The sequence below is a fragment of the Pantoea sp. EA-12 genome, assembly GCF_030053355.1.
GTDB lineage: Bacteria > Pseudomonadota > Gammaproteobacteria > Enterobacterales > Enterobacteriaceae > Pantoea > Pantoea vagans_C.
This window is the reverse complement of record NZ_JASGBY010000005.1, coordinates 215,485-232,392: the sequence shown is the minus strand read 5'-3', so window position 1 is coordinate 232,392 and position 16,908 is coordinate 215,485. Positions and strand designations below refer to the sequence as shown.

Annotated in this window: 16 protein-coding genes, 1 tRNA gene and 2 pseudogenes; 4 read left to right on the top strand and 15 right to left on the bottom strand. The window is 53.6% G+C overall.

The window, feature by feature from the left end:
• Positions 1-176 precede the first annotated feature (176 nt).
• The gene (gene mrdA2 / locus QMZ30_RS10020) at positions 177-2,054 is read left to right on the top strand and encodes a peptidoglycan DD-transpeptidase MrdA2 (RefSeq protein WP_283227253.1); all 1,878 of its coding nucleotides are present in this window, start codon (positions 177-179) and stop codon (positions 2,052-2,054) included.
• Positions 2,055-2,113: 59 nt separating this feature from the next.
• Here mrdA2 and QMZ30_RS10015 read toward each other — a convergent pair whose 3' ends face one another.
• The 5 genes from QMZ30_RS10015 to QMZ30_RS09995 all read right to left on the bottom strand — a co-directional run bounded on the left by QMZ30_RS10015 (position 2,114) and on the right by QMZ30_RS09995 (position 6,435).
• Complete coding sequence (locus QMZ30_RS10015) at positions 2,114-2,824, bottom strand: GGDEF domain-containing protein (protein WP_081998037.1); 711 nt, start codon at positions 2,822-2,824, stop codon at positions 2,114-2,116.
• Positions 2,821-3,207 carry a DUF1987 domain-containing protein gene (locus QMZ30_RS10010; RefSeq protein ID WP_283227252.1) on the bottom strand — a complete coding sequence of 129 codons (387 nt, stop codon included), beginning with the start codon at positions 3,205-3,207 and terminating at the stop codon, positions 2,821-2,823. Before QMZ30_RS10010 ends, QMZ30_RS10015 begins: the two co-directional genes overlap by 4 nt.
• 7 nt (positions 3,208-3,214) lie before the next feature.
• Entirely contained in the window at positions 3,215-3,766 is a 552-nt protein-coding gene (locus QMZ30_RS10005; RefSeq protein ID WP_058968688.1) for a SiaB family protein kinase, read from the bottom strand.
• 10 nt (positions 3,767-3,776) lie between these two features.
• Positions 3,777-5,000 carry a SpoIIE family protein phosphatase gene (locus QMZ30_RS10000; RefSeq protein ID WP_039327059.1) on the bottom strand — a complete coding sequence of 408 codons (1,224 nt, stop codon included), beginning with the start codon at positions 4,998-5,000 and terminating at the stop codon, positions 3,777-3,779.
• Positions 5,001-5,109: 109 nt separating this feature from the next.
• Positions 5,110-6,435, bottom strand: a complete 1,326-nt coding sequence (locus tag QMZ30_RS09995; protein WP_283227251.1) for a methyl-accepting chemotaxis protein — start codon at positions 6,433-6,435, stop codon at positions 5,110-5,112.
• Positions 6,436-6,629: 194 nt separating this feature from the next.
• On the opposite strand from QMZ30_RS09995, the gene QMZ30_RS09990 reads away from it, so the two are divergent.
• Positions 6,630-6,705 (top strand) — tRNA-Phe (locus QMZ30_RS09990).
• Positions 6,706-6,778: 73 nt separating this feature from the next.
• Here QMZ30_RS09990 and QMZ30_RS09985 read toward each other — a convergent pair.
• Both QMZ30_RS09985 and QMZ30_RS25875 read right to left on the bottom strand, forming a co-directional pair.
• Positions 6,779-7,269, bottom strand: a pseudogene (locus QMZ30_RS09985) (Hcp family type VI secretion system effector).
• 247 nt (positions 7,270-7,516) lie between these two features.
• A pseudogene (locus QMZ30_RS25875) lies at positions 7,517-7,609 on the bottom strand (DUF2778 domain-containing protein); the annotation flags it as partial.
• A gap of 340 nt (positions 7,610-7,949) precedes the next feature.
• On the opposite strand from QMZ30_RS25875, the gene QMZ30_RS09980 reads away from it, so the two are divergent.
• Entirely contained in the window at positions 7,950-8,117 is a 168-nt protein-coding gene (locus QMZ30_RS09980) for a YhfL family protein (RefSeq protein ID WP_283227250.1), read from the top strand.
• 44 nt (positions 8,118-8,161) lie between these two features.
• Here QMZ30_RS09980 and QMZ30_RS09975 read toward each other — a convergent pair whose 3' ends face one another.
• The 6 genes from QMZ30_RS09975 to QMZ30_RS09950 all read right to left on the bottom strand — a co-directional run bounded on the left by QMZ30_RS09975 (position 8,162) and on the right by QMZ30_RS09950 (position 14,481).
• Positions 8,162-10,204 carry a pyridoxamine 5'-phosphate oxidase family protein gene (locus QMZ30_RS09975; RefSeq protein WP_283227249.1) on the bottom strand — a complete coding sequence of 681 codons (2,043 nt, stop codon included), beginning with the start codon at positions 10,202-10,204 and terminating at the stop codon, positions 8,162-8,164.
• Between the two features lie 10 nt (positions 10,205-10,214).
• Complete coding sequence (locus QMZ30_RS09970; RefSeq protein ID WP_283227248.1) at positions 10,215-10,832, bottom strand: glutathione S-transferase family protein; 618 nt, start codon at positions 10,830-10,832, stop codon at positions 10,215-10,217.
• Positions 10,833-10,995: 163 nt separating this feature from the next.
• A complete protein-coding gene (gene celB, locus QMZ30_RS09965; protein ID WP_283227247.1) occupies positions 10,996-12,348 on the bottom strand; it encodes a PTS cellobiose transporter subunit IIC in 1,353 nt (450 codons plus the stop codon).
• A gap of 118 nt (positions 12,349-12,466) precedes the next feature.
• Positions 12,467-13,780: a 6-phospho-beta-glucosidase gene (locus QMZ30_RS09960; protein WP_283227246.1), complete on the bottom strand. Its 1,314-nt coding sequence runs from the start codon at positions 13,778-13,780 to the stop codon at positions 12,467-12,469.
• Positions 13,773-14,114, bottom strand: coding sequence for a PTS lactose/cellobiose transporter subunit IIA (locus QMZ30_RS09955; RefSeq protein WP_283227245.1), 342 nt, complete (start codon positions 14,112-14,114; stop codon positions 13,773-13,775). Before QMZ30_RS09955 ends, QMZ30_RS09960 begins: the two co-directional genes overlap by 8 nt.
• A gap of 61 nt (positions 14,115-14,175) precedes the next feature.
• Positions 14,176-14,481, bottom strand: coding sequence for a PTS sugar transporter subunit IIB (locus tag QMZ30_RS09950; protein ID WP_283227244.1), 306 nt, complete (start codon positions 14,479-14,481; stop codon positions 14,176-14,178).
• A 292-nt stretch (positions 14,482-14,773) separates the two neighbouring features.
• Between QMZ30_RS09950 and QMZ30_RS09945 the strand changes: the two genes are divergently transcribed.
• Positions 14,774-15,727: a MurR/RpiR family transcriptional regulator gene (locus tag QMZ30_RS09945; RefSeq protein ID WP_283227243.1), complete on the top strand. Its 954-nt coding sequence runs from the start codon at positions 14,774-14,776 to the stop codon at positions 15,725-15,727.
• Positions 15,728-15,776: 49 nt separating this feature from the next.
• Here the strand turns inward: QMZ30_RS09945 and QMZ30_RS09940 are convergent, their stop codons facing one another.
• Complete coding sequence (locus QMZ30_RS09940) at positions 15,777-16,277, bottom strand: fimbrial protein (protein ID WP_283227242.1); 501 nt, start codon at positions 16,275-16,277, stop codon at positions 15,777-15,779.
• Positions 16,270-16,905, bottom strand: a complete 636-nt coding sequence (locus QMZ30_RS09935; protein WP_283227241.1) for a fimbrial protein — start codon at positions 16,903-16,905, stop codon at positions 16,270-16,272. The genes QMZ30_RS09940 and QMZ30_RS09935 overlap by 8 nt, the downstream gene beginning before the upstream one ends.
• Positions 16,906-16,908 lie beyond the last annotated feature (3 nt).

Below are 16,908 nucleotides of genomic sequence, written 5' to 3'. Positions count from 1 at the left end.
CGGTTTGCTCCCTCTCCCGCGTGGGGGAGAGGGCCGGGGTGAGGGCGTCAAACCGCACTATCTAGTCCGCCGTAAACATCTGACACACTTTTACCCAAGCTTGTGCATCTTCCTGCTGGCTCTAAAGCCATCTCTGCTTATCATTAGCGTGATAACAAAGAGACTAAGCCCCCCTGATGAATTTCCGTAATTTCGAAGCTGAAGAGAAACTGTTTGTCCGACGTGCGCTTGTCGCTTTTGCTCTGGTCGTCATCTGCTTCATCATTCTTGGCGTCAACCTGTATCGTATTCAGGTGGATCAGCACAGCTATTATCAGACACGATCCAACGAAAACGACATCAAAATGATCCCCATCGCCCCCACGCGCGGGCTGATCTACGATCGCAACGGCATTCCGCTGGTGCGCAATGTCACCTGGTACGACATTCTCATCACGCCTTACAAAATCGCCAATATGCAGGAAACGCTCAAAGCGCTGACGCCGATTGTCGATTTGACGCCAGAAGAGATCGAAACCTTTGAGCATGAGCTAAAACAGAACAGCCGTTATAAGCCGGTGGAGTTGAAAGGCGAACTCACCGACGAAGAGGTGGCACGTTTTTCCGTTAACCAGTTCCGCTATACCGGTGTCACCATCGATACCTATCAAGACCGTGAATATCCTTACGGTGCCGATTTGGCGCACGTGGTCGGCTACGTTTCCAAGATCAACGACAACGATTTTAAGCGCCTGAACGCGGAAGGCGTGGGAGAAAACTACGCGGCGGACCATAACATCGGTAAGCAGGGCATCGAAGGCTATTACGAATCGCTTCTGCATGGCAAAACCGGCTATCAGGAAGTGGAAGTGGATAACCACGGCCGCATCGTGCGCGTGCTGAAAGAGGTGCCGCCCGTCGCCGGGCAGAACATCTACCTTACGCTGGATCTGCACCTGCAGCAGTATGTGGAGAGCCAGCTGGCCGGACAGCGTGCCGCGGCATTGATTGAGGACCCGCGCGATGGCAGCGTGTTAGCGATGGTGTCCGCGCCGAGCTACGATCCCAACCCGTTTGTGAAAGGCATCAGTTATAAAGCCTACAAAACGCTGCTGCAGGACAAAAACCTGCCGCTGATCAACCGCGTCACGCAAGGTCTCTATCCGCCTGCCTCCACGGTTAAACCCTATATGGCGATGTCGGCGTTATTAAGCAAAGTCATCACCCCGACCACTACGTTCTTCGGGGCACCGACCTGGACCTTGCCGGGGACCGATCGTAAATACCGTGACTGGAAAAAATCGGGCCATGGCATGTTGGATGTTACCCGCGCCATTGAGGAGTCCGCGGATACGTTCTTCTATCAGGTGGCGTTTATGATGGGCATTGACCGCATTCACACCATGCTGAGTCAATTTGGTTACGGCAAACCTACCGGTATCGACCTGAATGAAGAGTACGCGGGCCTGTTGCCAAGCCGCGAGTGGAAGCAGAAAGTGCACAAGCGTGCCTGGTATCAAGGGGATACCGTGTCCGTTGGTATCGGGCAAGGCTACTGGATCGCCACGCCGATTCAGATGGTGAAAGCGTTGGTGGCACTGCTTAACAATGGCCGCGTCATCAACCCGCATCTGCTGGAGAAATCACAGCGCGGTACTGTGCAGCAGCTCTATCAACCGAAAGAGCCGCAGCCACAAATTGGCGATCCTAAATCGCCGTACTGGTCGCTGGTGCGTCACGCCATGTTTGGTATGGCGAATGCGCCAAATGGTACGGGGTATAAGTACTTCCATACCGCGCCTTACGGCATTGCGGCGAAGTCCGGGACATCCCAGGTCTTCAGCCTGAAGCAGAACCAGGTGTATAACGCCAAGATGATCCCCACGCGGCTGCGTGACCATATTTTCTATACCGCTTTTGCACCCTTTGATGCGCCGAAAGTGGCGGTGGCGTTAATTCTGGAAAACGGAGGAAGCGAAGGGGTGACGGCGGCTCCGCTGATGCGCAATATCCTTGACCACATCTTCCTGCCGCCGGCAACGGACCCACCAATACAAACGGCGCAGAAAAATTAGCGAGCGATTGGCCTGTAGGGTGCGGCCTTCAGGCCGCCCGTCGCAGCGAACGCTGTTATTTAACGGAAAAAGACCCGATTACGGCCATGGTTCTTGGCATCGTATAACGCGGCATCGGCATTGTTATACAGGGTTTCAAAATCGGAACCCGGCTTGCCATAGCTCACGCCGAGGCTGGCTGTCACCAACTGCCCTGGCAGTACCGCCAGCGGTGAAGCATTAAGGGATGCGTGAATTGCGCCCGCCACGATCACCGCATCTGAGAGGCGATAGTGGGGCAGCAGTACGGTAAACTCTTCGCCACCAATGCGGCCAATGCTGGCATCTTCCGGGCAGTGGTTCTGAATACGTGATACCAGTCCACAAATCACTTTATCGCCCATCGGATGGCCGAACTCGTCGTTGATCTTCTTGAAGTGATCAATATCCAAAATGATCAGCGCCGCCGGGCCATTGCTCAATGTATTGGTAATACGCTGAATGATGGCACCGCGGTTCCACACCGCCGTCAACGGGTCGTGAGTGGCTTTGTACTCCAGCTCTTGCGCCAACTGCTGCAACTGCTCATTAACGCGGTTGAGTTCTCGCTCGGCGCGATCGCTGCGTGAGATCATGCGATAGGTTTCACGCATCAGGCGCTGATAATGGCGATTCACCATTTGCAGCGCATCACGGTAATCTTCCGCGCTCAGCGCGCTTTGTGCCGCAACATCTTGTGAACGAGTCAGTACCTCGCTCTCTTCGCGAAACAGCTCGTTCAGGTCCATCATGACGCCATTTCCGCTCGCAGATTGACCTGCAAATCGGTGAAGTCCAGCGCCAGCTCCTGACCGAACTCTTCAGAGACATCATCTTCTTCATCGAAGAACCAGTTCAGTTCAACCGTCTGGCCTTTTTGCGCCAACTGGTTAAACAGGTCGAACAGGCTGAACAGCATCTTGGTGCTGGAGCTGTTGAAGTAGCGCAGTGCGATGTTCACCTCGACCTGGCCGCCTTGCTCGGGCTGCCAGTTTTCCAGGGCATCCAGCAGGGGGCGATAAAAGGCCGCGGCATTCTCGGGCCAGGACTCGCCGCGCAGAGCGAACTGGCTGGTTTCGAAATCAAAATTGACCTCGGGGGTGCTTTCTGTGGCAGCAATAAAAAGGTTTTGCATAGCAAAATCAATCCTGGTGAATGGTGGCTTTCAGCCAAAACGTGGCGTAACCGCTGGACTCCAACGGACGCAGTTCATACTCCAGCGGTTCGCTGACGTCACGTGCCAACGTCAGTAAACCTATGTTGGCCCCTTTGCTTGTCGCAGGGCTCTCAGCACGCAGACCTACCCGGTATGCCTGTTTGATCTCTTCATTACTCATCGTGCGCAGCAAATCCAGCCAGTAACGCAACTGCTCGCAGGCGACTTCATCCACCTGGTTGCTGCTCTCCAGCACATAGTTGTCACCCTCAACGTGCAGGGTAACGGTGCCAAAGCGAAAATCCTGTTCGGCATAACTCATGCTGCGACTGTCCTGCGAGTAGCGCAGGATGTTCTGTACGATTTCAACAAAACTGGAGAACAAGCGGCGTCGGACTTTGACGGGCGCTTGCTGGTTCTCCAAAAAGACCTTGATCACCTCGCCCATGGCGGTGATGTTCTGCGGCGAGAAAAAGCCTGTATAGTGCAGCGCAACACTTCTGGGCGGCACGTTGCTAAGGGTTGAACCTGAGTTCATACGGTGCTCATTAATAACGGAAGCCAAACCAGGTGACGTCATCGCGTCGCGGCTGGTTGCCTTGCCAGTTGAGAAATTCCCGCTCAAATGTCGCTGATAGCTCAGCCATCGGCAGGGTTTGATATTGTGAAACCAGCGTCTGAATGCGCTTTTTGCCAAACATAATATGACGTTCGCCGCCGGGCTGATCGGTGACGCCATCGGTCATCACCAGCAGCATGTCGCCGGGGCTGAGCGTGCGTTGATGCTGAGGCCAGACATAATCCTGCGGCGTATCGGTATAACCCACCCCCACACGATCGGCCTTCAACGATTCCGCATCGCCCTCGGCAGGGTGCAGCAGCGCATGCATACGTGCACTGGACCAGCTGAGTTGATGTTGTTGCGTATCGAGGCGCAGCGCGATGGCATCACAGCCGTCATTGGATAAAGACGTTTGCTGTGAGGCATTGAGCTGACCTAAGGTTTGCTTGATATGTCGATTCAACGATTGCAGCAGATCGGACGGTGCACGACGATTTTTCTGTAAGGCGTTTTCCAATGCCGATTGCAGGATCACCGTCATAAAGGCACCCGGAATGCCGTGGCCGGTACAGTCGGCAATCAATGCCAGCCAGCCCTGTTCATCCTGATGAAACGCATAGTAATCGCCGCCCACGCCATCGCGCGGCTGCCAGTGCAGGCACCAGTCGTTAAGCTGCTGTGCCATTTGCTGTTTAGAACGGTCGAGCATCGCGTCCTGAATCACGCGTGCATAGTCAATACTCTGCAAAATCTGCTGATGCTGCTGCGCCTGCAAATCCGAGACGGTGCGGATCAGATCGATACCCAAACCGATGCCGATATAGCGGCCTTGTTCAGTGAGAATGAAGCCATCGGTAACCGATTTATCGCCGCTGGCCACCACCTGTTGTGCCACTTGATCAAGCTCGGTATCGGCATCAATCACCAGTGGCTCTTTATCCATAAAGGCGATGCAGCTTTTGCGGTCGTAGAGTTCGCGGAAGAAGGGGCGCGTCATCTGCGACAGGAATATATGGCGGTTAATCATGCCGAACGGCGTGCCGTTTTCGACCACCGGCAGACCAATCAAATCTTTATGTTCAGTAAACAACGCCATCACCGCGGTATTGTCGATGGCTGGACTCACAAACGGGACTTCAATGCACAGCGAACGCGCACGGGAGCGGCTCGACAAGGAGGCTAATCCTGCGCGTAAATCAGGCAACTGCATGGGAGTATTCTGGCGTTGGTTAGGAATTATCCTAGATTACTGCAATGCTATGACAGTTTTATGTCATCGCACGTGTCGAGGGCGGCGCGATTCCTCGCGCCGCTGAGATTTATTGCTCGTCTTTCAATGCCTCAGCCACATGGCTGATTGCGCGTACCACTTCACTGGAGCTGCCGCGAATCTCTGAAATCACGCCACCGGCTTCTTTAGCGAGAACGACACCATGATCGGCGCGTTTCAGGTTCGATTCGATGCCTTTCAGCGCTTTTTCCGCCAGCATATGGTTCTGCTGCACCATGTTCTCAATCTCGGTGGTTGCGCGGTTAATGTTAGCTGCCAGGGTACGCACCTCGTTAGCGACCACGGCAAAGCTACGACCATGCTGACCGGCGCGAGCGGCTTCCACCGCTGCGTTGAGCGCTAACAGGTTGGTTTGATCGGCAATACGACGGATGCTCTCGACAATCGCACCGATGCGATCGGAAGACTCGCTCAGATTGTTGATATCACCGGAGATGCCATGCAGTTCACCCGCCAATTCATTGATGGTCTGCACGCTGTTTTCGATCACCGTGGCACCGAGTCGGGTACTTTCGCTGGTTTGCAGCGCGGTTTGATAGGCCTGCTGCGCGGCCTCACGCTCCAGTTGGTTCTTCTCGACTTGCGCGGTGACATCGGTGGCAAACTTCACCACTTTGTAGAGTTCGCCGGCTTCATTAAATACCGGGTTGTAAGTCGCACGGAGCCACACGGTGCGACCCAGCTTATTTACGCGCTCAAACTGTCCTGAGATGTATTCGCCTTGGTTCAGTTTGTGCCAGAAGCGGCGATACTCTTCACTGTGACGCATCTCAGGCGGACAGAACTGGCTGTGGTGTACGCCGACCACCTCACTGGCGCGATAGCCCATGGTTTTGAGGAAGTTGTCATTGGTCATCAACACTTCGCCTTTAAGGTTGAAGGCGATAACCGCCATCGAACGCTCAATGGCGGTGGTCATGGCGCGCTGTTCTTGTGCATCAATGATGCGTGCGGTGATATCACTCGCCAGCTTCACAATCTTGATCACCCGACCGCTGCGATCCTGCACCGGCACGTAGTTGGCTTCGAGCCAGATCGGGCGGCTGTGTTTTGCCACGCGCAGGAATTTATCGCTGAAGCCTTCGCCGCGATTTAAGCGGCGCCAGAAGTCGCGATATTGCGGCGAGTGAATCAAATCCTCTGTACAGAACATGCTGTGATGCTGGCCGACAATTTCCGCCAGCGTATAACCCATGCGCTCAAGGAACAGCTCATTAGCGCTGATAATCTTGCCTTCCGGTGTAAATTCGATCATGGCAATCGCATCCTGCAACGAGTTGAGCGTTGCGCTGCTATTGCCGCGTTTCTGCCACGCAAGACGCGACAGGATTCCCGACGTAATAGTGCTAAACATGGTGGACCTTATAATTGGTATTTGTCGTCAAATCGGTTATCGGCGGGTGCGGTTAAAAATTCACCGCTAAAGTTGGTAGTTGCACAATTTTTTTACCGGATGGTCTGAAGGTTGCTGTAAAAGCCAGCAGTTAGCGGTTTTTTGCAGAAAAGCGTTTGACGGTGCGGCCTGAGTAGGGTTTAATGCGCCCCGTTGCCCGGATAGCTCAGTCGGTAGAGCAGGGGATTGAAAATCCCCGTGTCCGTGGTTCGATTCCGCGTCCGGGCACCAACATTCTGAAAACCCAGCCTTATGGCTGGGTTTTTGCTTTTGTAAGAACGTGAAACTTAATGAGCTAAGTTGACTATGCAATAGGGCGTTCGTTCCATGCATCTGAATACTGAATGTTGCCATCCATAATGCGCCAGGTGATTTTTTCATATTGCATGCTGACACTTTCCGAGTGATTCATTTTATCGTTGCCCGACAGTTTTACATTGGGTACAGCACAATGAACGCCGGTGATTTTCACGTTTTCCAGTAGCACCGTGTAATAACAAACCTCCTGTCCAGCATCACTGATGTTGTAGAAGCGAATTTCAGCACTCTTCAACGTTTGGCCGGTTGCTGCTGCCTTGTAGAGATATGGCGTAGAGCTATCAACTTCCTTTTCAATTCGCATCGAAGAGTGTTGGCGCGTACCAGTGATTTTACCGGCAGCGGTGTCTACTGGCAGGTTAATACCGTGGCTTAACCCAAAATCTCAATGCTACCTTCACGTTCGTGCACATCAACAGATCCTCTAATGTCCGCGGCACCATCATCTTTGAGCCACATGTAGGGAGGGATTGGCATTTAATTTTTCCTTAGTTTTTTTAATAACTTCATTGTTAATATGTAAGTTACAGTGGTGATTGAAAAAACAGATATAACGGAGATATAAAAGTAAAGATCATAGAAATTATCGGCCCCGATTTCCCCTTTGCCATAAATAAATTTGGCAATGTGAGTCGCTAAACTATGATCAAACCATTCTTCAGGGCTGCCAAGGGTACGTCCGACGATCAATGACATGATGAAATATAAAATGACTTTCGATGTTTTACGGACAAGTGTTGTTATGACCACTGGCAATGACCTCAATCCAACCTCGCGCCATCAGCGATTTCATACAGGGAACTGGCATCGGTGCGGTCGGTATCTCATTTTTTAACGGAGGGCGGTATGTTAAGTGTTTTTATCCATGGTCATAATAGAAAGTGAATTTGAACATCTCAATAATTTATAATGATTACATTACGTAAGGAGTTTATGTCGAAATGAAATGTTGTCAGGTATTCCTCTCATTGTTTTAATCTTTTAATCCATTGAATGCCATTTGTTGTTTGTATATCTTTTGCGGGTTGATGTAAATCAATGCGCGAAACTTATAACTCTCTTTATCTGGCGATAATCAACTATTTCACATCCCGCCTGAAATACATGATCGCGAGACAGGAGTGCTATTTTTTAAACTAACAAATGGATGCGTTACCATGTCTAAAATCATTAAATTAACAACCGTTGCGGCTATCGTGGCTTTCCTGTCTGGATGTACTGGCAGTGTCTCTAATAAGGCAAAAAACTGCGATTATGACTACCTGCTCCATCCGGCTATTTCAATTTCAAAAGTGATCGGTGGTTGTGGCCCTGTCGATAAATAACCGACACCGTGTTTTTGCGTTGATAGTCGATTGGTGGAAATAAATTATAGATCCAACTGAATCGCCTCTATCTCGCCCTCCTGCTGCGCCGGAACCGCGCAGCAGATCAACACTTCGTTCTCTGCCACTTTGGCACTTGGTCGCGTTTTATAGGTTACGGCACCTTTAAGCAGTCGGGTTTTGCAACTGCCGCAGTGACCCTCGCGACAGCTGTACTCCGGGCTCAGTCCGCGCGCTTCAGCCAATTCCAGCAGTGATCCGCTTTGCGGGGTCCAGCGAGCTTCTTTTAAAGACTTCATAAATTTGATTGGCACGGCGCTGTTTGCCACGGGCGGCAATAGCGTTGCAGGCTCTGCGCTATCAGTGTGGCGCACCAGTGATGACGGCCCAAAAGCCTCGGCGTGAATACGCTGGTCGGCAATGTTGTAGCTGCGCAGCCCGTCATACAGCGCCTGCGTGAACTGCGGCGGGCCGCACAAATAAAAGTCGTAATCGTTGAACGGCAGCACCTGCGAGAGCAGGGCCATATCAATGCGTCCGGCAACATCGTAATCAAAACCCGCTTCTGCATCCTCGGTGTGACTCAGCACGCGTATCAGGCTGAACCCACCTTGCGCAGCCGCCAGCAGCGTATCTAACTCGCGCGCAAAAGGGCGTTCAGTTTTGTTGCGTGCCGACTGGATAAAGTAAGTGGGGCGCATGCGCTGTTTGCGGCGTCCTTCAAAAACCAGATGGCGCAGCATCGCCAGCATCGGTGTGATGCCAACGCCTGCCGCCAGCAGAACCGCCGGACGCGTCTCGCTGGCATCAAGGGTGAAATCTCCGGCAGGGGCGCGGGTTTCAAGGCGATCGCCCACCTGCAGATAATCGTGCAGGTAGCTTGAGACCACACCATCGCGCTTCACACTGATGCGGTAAAAACCATCCGATGGCGCGACCGACAAGGTGTAGTGGCGAATCAGCGGTTTCTCTGTGTCGGGCAAGGTCACGCGAATCGGCAGATGCTGCCCGGCCAGATGTGGCAATAAACCCGCGCCATCATCCGGCATTAAATGAAAGGATCGAATCGAGGCGCTCTCATCGACAATTTTCGTCACTTTGAATGGCCGCCAGCGCTGGGCCAGCTCGCTGGCGCGTAACTGGTTGGCGGCAGATTGCCAGTCGCCGGTCATCTCGGAGGCAGGAGAAATACCCTCTGGCTCGCTGTGCCAGCGCAAAGCCAGCGCCGCCCGACGGCGCACAATGCGGCGAGCGCGAAAGGTCCATAGCCGCTCGGCACCCTGGAAAGCGGCAATTTCTGGCGAATCAAGGATGACGCGGGCCTCGCCGGTCATTTGCAGCGTGTCGCCACTTTGATAATTCACAAACAGCAGCCCGGCTTTACCATTCTGGTGGATATTACCGAGCGTGGAGAAGAACAGGTTACCGTTAAAATCGGGGATGGTCAGCAGGCCATCGTCATCGACCCGCACAAAGCCCGGTTTGCCGCCGCGATGTGAGGCATCCACTTGCTGGTTCGCGTAAGTGGCAACGTAAAACGTATCGGCGGTGGCGATGGTGGTGCGAGCCTCCGCATCCAGTGCGTTCAACTCTTCAACATCACCGGCGGAAGGCTCGTCAGGCTGGAGAGCAAAACGATAATCACGCAGTTGGATGTAACGCGGGCAGTTACCAAAACTCTGTTTGACCTGTACCCGAAGTCCTCCGCCGATGGTGCTCAATACGCCATTCATGCGGTTACGGCGGCGGGTATGCAATTCTATGCCGAGCAGACCAACCGATGCGCCATCCGTGATGCCCGCCGCAGCTGGATCGCGGGCGTCCGGCTGCGCTTCAATATCCAGCGTGGTGGCGTTGGGCGAGAAAATAAAACCGGGTTGACCTTCCAACAGCGTGGCCCAGGCATCGCCTTGTGCATCGATGCTGCCCAGCACGATAAACGGCAGCTGTGCATAGAAGTCGCGATGCTGATCGGGCATGAAATCGCGAATGACACGCTGGCCGACCTCGGCCATGCGCTCCGCTACACCTGCCTGCTGTTGCAGAGCTATTTCACCTGCATGCCAAACCGAACGTTTCTCGCCCATGATGACTCACTCACGCAATGCTGCGCAGACCGGCAGCCGTTTGAGGAAAGGGGACAAAACCGGGTAACGCTTCGATGCGGCGTAGCAGCGCATTGACCGCCGGATAACCGGACAGATCCACATTGCCCTCCGGTGCACCGATGAGATAGCTGTACTGCGCAACGTCCGCTACAGTGGGATGATCGCCGACCAGCCAGTCGCGTCCGGTCAGATGCTGCTCCATCAGCGCCAAAATCGCATGCGCGCGGGCGATGACTTCATCCGGGTTAAAGGGGCGGCCAAATACGGTGATCAAGCGCGCTGCGCAAGGGCCGTAAGCCAGTTCGCCCGCTGCTACCGATAACCAGCGCTGCACCTGCGTGGCTCCCAATGCATCTTCTGGCAGCCATTCGTGGCGGCCCGATTTCTTCGCCAGATAGACCAAGATGGCGTTGGAGTCGGAGATATAAACACCTTCATCTTCCAGTACCGGCACCTGGCCGAACGGGTTCATGGCGAGAAAAGCAGGCGTTTTGTGTTCGCCGCCTTTGAGATCCACATCGATGACCTCATGTGGCAAGCCAAGCAGTGACAGGAACAGGCGCGCACGATGCGCATGGCCAGAGAGTGGGAAGTGGTAGAGTTTCATCAGCGGTATCCTTTAGTGGTGGTCGGGGCGATCCCGAACCTTGTCTAAAGGTTGTCACAGCCTGTGGCACGGCAGAATAGCCGGGTTTGCAAAGTCATTATTGCGGAAACTGGAAGAATGGGGATGTGATGAGAGGCGGCCTGATGGCCGCCCTAGAGATACGTTATGATACCACCGGGTTGCCGGCCACAGCCTGCGCCTGCTGTTCGCTTTGCTGCTCTTCGCGATGTTTCAGGCGATCCCAGATGCGGAAGAACGGATAGTAGATCACCATTGAGATCGCCAGATTCACCACCTGCAGCACCGTACCGGAGAGATGGCCGCCGGTGGCTAAATAGCCACTGACAAAAATCGGTGTGGTAAACGGCAGGGCGATCCCGGCGGGTGGCGCGACCAGTCCGGTGGTCATTGCCGCCCAGGAAACAATCACCAGCACCACAGGCGTCAGGATAAACGGCAGGAACAGGTAGGGGTTCATCACCAACGGAATACCAAACACCAGTGGCTCGCTGATGTTGAACAGGGCTGCCGGTCCGGCAATTTTACCCAGCTGCTTCATCTGGCGACTGCGCGAACGGATCAGCATGAAAATCACCAACCCCAATAGCGCCCCGGTGCCGCCGGGTGCAATCCACAAATCATAAAACTGCTGCGTGAAGATGTGCGGAATCGGCTGGTTATGCTGAAACGCCTCAAGGTTCTCGCTCATGTTGGAGAGCCAGACCGGCTGGATAAACACCAACACAATGGCATCGCCATGCAGGCCCAGGGTCCAGAGGATGCCAATCAGCAGCACCGAGAAAATCATGCCCGGCAGCGTGCCGCCCACGTGATGCATCGGCAGCCCAATCACGGTGGCGATCAGATTATTAATATCGCCAAAAGGTGAGGCTTCCACGGCCAGACGGATCAGCAGTACCACCGCCAGCACACAGAAACCCGGCACCAGCGCGAGGAAGGATTTCGCCACCGCAGGGGGAACGCCTTCTGGCATCTTGATCACCAGATTGCGGCTGTGGACAAAGCGATAGATCTCCGTCGACATCAACGCAATCACAATCGCCACGAACAAGCCCTGGCTACCAATCATCGAGATCGGCAGTACGCCAGTCACCAGCTGTGCGGGCGCATTTTCAACCGGGGCGAACAGCGTCTGCTGTGGAATCGTCATCACAAAGGCGACTAAAGCCATCGCTCCACTGGTCAATGGGTCCAGCGTGCGGTACTTCTCCGCCAGCCGATAGGCGATACCAAAGCTGGAGATCAGCGCCATGATGTCGTAAGTGGCGCGCACCGGATAAAGCAGTTTGTTGCGCCAGCTATCACCAAACAGATCCGCCATCAGATGGCCCCATGCCGGGATGGGCAAGTAAGCAAAGATCAGGAAGAAGCTGCCAATCAGCATGAAGGGCATGTTGAGAATGATGCCGTCGCGCACTGAGAGCACATGCTTCTGGCCAGCGACTTTCAGCGCTGCGGGCAACACATAACGTTCAATAAAAGTTCGGTTGGACACAGGGCCTCCTCAGGCTCAATGGCGCAACAATGTGGTGGGCGTCCTGAAGGACGCCCCTGCAAGAGCTGGGTGCAAAAATGTTGTAGGGGCGCGCTTTAGTTCGCCCGCATCACAGCGATCACTGTGCCGTGAACTGCGGTAACCACGGCTTATTCAACGTCAACACCTCTGCCAGCAGGGCTTCCGCCGTGGCAACATCACCGACTAAGGGATTGCCCAACAGCGCCAGCAGCGCCTGATGGCGATCGCCGTGCACTGCCGCTTCGATGGTGAGGCGTTCAAAGGCTTTAATTTGCTGCGTCAGGCCATTCATCAGCGGTGGCAGTTCTCCAAACATCAGCGGATGCGCGCCTTGGGCATCCACCAGGCAGTTGACCTCCACCACCGCATCATCTGGAAGGCCATGGATCGCGCCGTTATTACGGCAGTTCACCACCAGATTCTTGCCGCTGTTGTTATGAATCGCACTGATCAACTCGACCGCCACTTCCGAGTAATAAGCGCCGCCACGGAAACTGAGCTGCTCCGGTTTGTGCGCCAGATGCGGGTCGGCATACAGCTCAAACAGCTCGGCTTCCACCTTCATCACTTGTTCTGCGCGCGTGCCTTCATGGCCGTTTTGCGCTTTTTGCTGCTCTTCGGCCAGCATCTGGGGTGTCTGCCAGTAGTAGCGATGATAAGGGCAGGGAATGGCGTTGAGCGCACGCAGGAACGTCGGCGACCACGGCATATCCTTGATATTGTTCATGGTGAGCGACTGGCCGTCACAGAGTTGTTCAATCACCTGAGCAGTGACATCTTCACCACGACAGGTGACCTGATGCACCCACACCAGATGGTTTAGCCCGGCAAAGCGCAGTTGCACCTCATCCCGCGACGCGTTGAGCATGCCAGCAATCATATGATGCATATTCACCGGCACGTTACACAGTCCGATAATTTTGGCGTTGCTGTAGCGCGATACCGCTTCCGTCACGATGCCCGCGGGATTGGTGAAGTTGATGATAAAGGCATCGGGAGCCAGCTCTTCCACTTTACGCGCGATATTCAGCATCACCGGAATGGTGCGCAGAGCCTTGGCAAAACCGCCGACGCCGGTGGTCTCCTGGCCAAGACGCCCATATTTCAGGCCCAGGCGTTCATCGGCGGCACGCGCTGCCAGTTGGCCTACGCGCAATTGTGTCAGTACAAAGCGGGCACCGCGAATGGCATCGTCGAGTTCAAAATGCACGCTGACTTTGACCTGCTCTAATCCGCTCTTCTGCAGCATCCGGCGCGTGAGATCGGCGATGATATTCACCTTCTCGCGTCCCGATTCCACATCCACCAACGCCAGCTCCGTGACCGGCAGTTGTGCGTAACGATTGATAATCCCTTCAACCAGCTCCGGTGAGTAGCTGCTGCCACCACCAATAATCGCCATCTTAAGCATTGGTTCCTCCTGCCGCAGTACGGCGGTAGAGTTCTATGATTTCGCCCGCCAGATCCTGAATCAGCATGGCGTTCATCAAGTGATCCTGGGCATGTACCAAAATCAGGGTGACCGTGAGTTTGCCGCTGCCTTCATCAAGGCTAATTAACGCGGTTTGCTGCTGGTGCGCGCCGTTGATGCTCGCTTTCGCAGAGGCTAATTGCTGTTCAGCGGCAGCAAACTGGCCCTCACGCGCCAGTCGCAGTGCGCTAAGTGCTGCACTGCGGGCTGCTCCAGCCTGAACCAGCAGCAACATGATTTGCTCTTCAAAATCGATAACCACGTCTTCGGACATGCAGAATCCCCCACAGCACAGGGCCGTGTTTCAATCAGTAGAGTTGGGTAAAACGGGTGAGTTAAGCGGTGTGCAACGCCAGGGCTTTTTCCAGCACCTGTTCGCCACGCATCATGCCGTAATCCATCATGTCGATGACGGCGACAGCTTTACCCTGCGGCGTCGCGATGGCGGTTAGCCGGGCAGCTTCAAACTGCACCTGTGGGCCGAGCAGCACCACATCGGCATCGGGCAGGATGCGTTCGAATTCCGCCACTGGAACGGCTTTGATATCAATCACCAGTCCGCGGCCCTGAGCGGCACTCTGCATTTTGTTGACCAGCATGCTGGTGGACATCCCTGCTGCACAGCAAAGTACGATACGCATATGATTTCCTCCTGTGATTTGTCGGGGTCATTTAAGACCTGTCTCAGCGATGCTGTAAATACCCTCCGGGCAGACGATTTTCTGATGAATGGATATTTAATTGATTTAAATCAATGTGTTATTAATATGTTTGTTGTGAAAATATTTTTCACGAGTGTGATCGGTGCTGTAATTTATCGTTAACAAACGTTGTTTAAAGCATGATTTAGACTTAAAACGATGAAAAAAAACTCACATTGAAAAATATTTTCATGCATGATGAGTGTTCGCAATTTGAGGATGTGGTGAGCGAATGGATATTGTCTGGCAACTGCGACAGCAGTCGGCACGGGTGGATGCACCGGAATCTAAGCTGGCGCGTTTTATTCTGGATAACCTGCACGTCAGCGCGCAGGCCACAATGGAAAGTCTGGCGACCCAAGCGGGCGTCAGTCCTGAAGTGCTGCGCCGTTTTGCCGCCTCTGCTGGCTGTCGCGATCTGGATGATTTTCTGCATCAGGTACGCAAAGCGGGTCAGCAGCAGGAAGGTGCGTTTATTGAGGTGATCCGCCAGCGCCAGCCGTCGCTGAGCCAGCAGGAAAATCGTGTCGCGTTAGCGATCCTCAACGATATGGCGTTTGCTGCATCTGCTACGATTGAGCAACTGGCCGGGCGTGCTGAAGTCAGCGCCGCCACCATCACCCGATTTGCGCGTTCTGTGGGTTGTGAAGATATCCGTGATTTGCGCATGCGACTGGCGCGTGCCAGTTCGGTGCCAGCAACGCGGGGTGAGCAAGGCATTCCGCAGCTGGAGGCGATTCACCAGGCACTGGCACAGCAGTGGTCGCTGGCTGAAGAGGCGACTTGGGAGCGGGCCGCACTCGCGCTACGTAAAGCCCGAAGTGTGTTATTGATTGGGGCCGCAGGACAGACAACACCGCTGGCAGCAGAAGTTCATCAGCGACTGACGACGGCAGGACTGGCACTGGCATGGATTCAGGACGATAACCTGCTGCGCATGACGCTGAGCCGCTTACAGCCGGACGATTTACTGCTGATCCTCGCGCCAGATACGGTGAACAGCAGCGTGCTGAGTGCAGTGCATCATGCCCACATCCAGAAAGCAGCGGTCATTGCGATCTGCCCGACCATACTGGATCTGGCGAGTCAGGCTGATATTTGGCTGCCGCTGCCGGAGAATCCGAGCGCGCGCAGCTATGGCATTCTCTGCGCGCTCGATCGGCTGGAAGCGGCACTGACACCTTAGTAGTCTTTAAATTTCAGATATGGGTATGCTGCTATGTTTCCGCAGCATCCTAACGATACTCAACAATTATCGTGGCTGTGGCGTTGATAGTGCCAAGACTGATTGAACCCGTGCTAATTCTGACCAGCACTGCACTAAGCGCTGGTTGCGTAGGATAGACAAAATCTATCCAGTTATTTATCGCTAACCTTGTACCGTTGCTCTTTATTTCAATGGCTAAATTATTTTTGTTAGTGCTTAACAAGCTTGCGTTGAAAGCTGCGCCCGTACCCGCGACTTGAAGTTTCAGCAAATTTGATGTGCCTGCAGGGCAATCCACCGTGTAAGGGAGCGGTTTCTCGTGATTAATCCCATTAATGCTGCCAGGTAATATCCCACTGCCGAAATTCACAAAAATATCTCGCCCTCCATTTATCGTACACGGGGGGCTAAGAACTTTGCCTCGTATCGTCACGCCCACGGAGAAGGCGTGAGAAAAAAGAGGGTATAAGAAGAAAAATGCAGACATTGCGCTGAAGCAATATAAGATAACTTTTTTTCTGCTATTCATAATTCAACCTGAAATTAATATTGGCAGAAAAACTTCCTGCTTGTAGCTCTCCTCTTGTGCGCTCGGCTGTCACGTAATAAAGAATGACATCGTCACCGGGGGAAAGTAATACGGGTTTTCCTGTTTGACCGAGTATCACGTTATTGCGTTGAGCGTCTTTGATGCGCAACCCTATTCCTTTTACACCCTCTGCTCTGGCTAATTGTGGATTCGTTGGCTCACCGATCCCCGTAAATGTGAATGAAACAGCAGGCTGATGAGCGCTCCAGGCAACATTGTTGTTTTCAATGTATTGGCTCGATGATGTTCGCAGGCAATCGTGTAAATAGAGTGGAACCGGAACCAACACGCTATGGTCGCCCACGTTTTTTAAATCAGCTGTCGCGGTATTCCCTAAATTGACTGACTGGTCTGCAGAAGCCATATTTAAACGACAGGCACTTTCCGTTAATGTGCCGTAGACATGCAGCACACCAAAATGACTTTCCCTTGAGTCCTCTTCTGAAGCTGCTGAGACAACGGTAGAGCATAAGGCAGCAGCGACAAGCACGCAGGTATTTATTTTAGCCCAACCTGTGATGCTGAGATGCTTAATCACTTTATGATTCCCAATGAGAATATTTTTCATAGT

Coding starts and splice junctions, on each gene's coding strand:
- QMZ30_RS09945 (WP_283227243.1), top strand. CDS start 14,774: ATGGATATTGTCTGGCAACTGCGACAGCAGTCGGCACGGGTGGATGCA.
- QMZ30_RS09940 (WP_283227242.1), bottom strand. CDS start 16,277: ATGAATAGCAGAAAAAAAGTTATCTTATATTGCTTCAGCGCAATGTCT.
- QMZ30_RS10005 (WP_058968688.1), bottom strand. CDS start 3,766: ATGAACTCAGGTTCAACCCTTAGCAACGTGCCGCCCAGAAGTGTTGCG.
- QMZ30_RS09995 (WP_283227251.1), bottom strand. CDS start 6,435: ATGTTTAGCACTATTACGTCGGGAATCCTGTCGCGTCTTGCGTGGCAG.
- QMZ30_RS09970 (WP_283227248.1), bottom strand. CDS start 10,832: ATGAAACTCTACCACTTCCCACTCTCTGGCCATGCGCATCGTGCGCGC.
- QMZ30_RS09980 (WP_283227250.1), top strand. CDS start 7,950: ATGTCTAAAATCATTAAATTAACAACCGTTGCGGCTATCGTGGCTTTC.
- QMZ30_RS09935 (WP_283227241.1), bottom strand. CDS start 16,905: ATGAAAAATATTCTCATTGGGAATCATAAAGTGATTAAGCATCTCAGC.
- QMZ30_RS10000 (WP_039327059.1), bottom strand. CDS start 5,000: ATGCAGTTGCCTGATTTACGCGCAGGATTAGCCTCCTTGTCGAGCCGC.
- QMZ30_RS09960 (WP_283227246.1), bottom strand. CDS start 13,780: ATGCTTAAGATGGCGATTATTGGTGGTGGCAGCAGCTACTCACCGGAG.
- QMZ30_RS10010 (WP_283227252.1), bottom strand. CDS start 3,207: ATGCAAAACCTTTTTATTGCTGCCACAGAAAGCACCCCCGAGGTCAAT.
- QMZ30_RS09950 (WP_283227244.1), bottom strand. CDS start 14,481: ATGCGTATCGTACTTTGCTGTGCAGCAGGGATGTCCACCAGCATGCTG.
- QMZ30_RS10015 (WP_081998037.1), bottom strand. CDS start 2,824: ATGATGGACCTGAACGAGCTGTTTCGCGAAGAGAGCGAGGTACTGACT.
- QMZ30_RS09955 (WP_283227245.1), bottom strand. CDS start 14,114: ATGTCCGAAGACGTGGTTATCGATTTTGAAGAGCAAATCATGTTGCTG.
- QMZ30_RS09975 (WP_283227249.1), bottom strand. CDS start 10,204: ATGGGCGAGAAACGTTCGGTTTGGCATGCAGGTGAAATAGCTCTGCAA.
- mrdA2 (WP_283227253.1), top strand. CDS start 177: ATGAATTTCCGTAATTTCGAAGCTGAAGAGAAACTGTTTGTCCGACGT.